A 260-nucleotide genomic window follows, 5' to 3' on the forward strand; every position below is an offset into this window, starting at 1 on the left:
CGTGCTTGGGTATGTTATCCCCAATCTGATGAATTAGTATTTCAAGAGCATATCCTTTTCCTGGACGCCCCAGATTTCGAAATTAATTTTCTAGAACCTCACAAAAATGTACGTAGTTATGAGTGTGAAACGCAAGACGGTGACAAAGTTTCTGAATGGCGAATACAGATATAACAAGGCACTTAAGAGTGACTCCAACCGCGTGCCGGTTTCGCTTCGCTCAATTTATGGCATGCGGTTATCGCAATTTAACGCGGCGT

At 43.1% G+C, this 260-nt stretch carries 1 protein-coding gene; it reads left to right on the forward strand.

Translation table 11 applies throughout. The annotated features are described in order from the left end of the window. The coding region (locus SB749_RS19920) for a hypothetical protein (RefSeq protein ID WP_410711830.1) at nucleotides 1-174 on the forward strand (174 nt) is incomplete at its 5' end. Nucleotides 175-260: the final 86 nt, after the last annotated feature.

Origin of the sequence: Brevibacterium sp. SIMBA_078 (assembly GCF_046534565.1) — a bacterium.
In the GTDB taxonomy this organism is placed as follows: domain Bacteria; phylum Actinomycetota; class Actinomycetes; order Actinomycetales; family Brevibacteriaceae; genus Brevibacterium.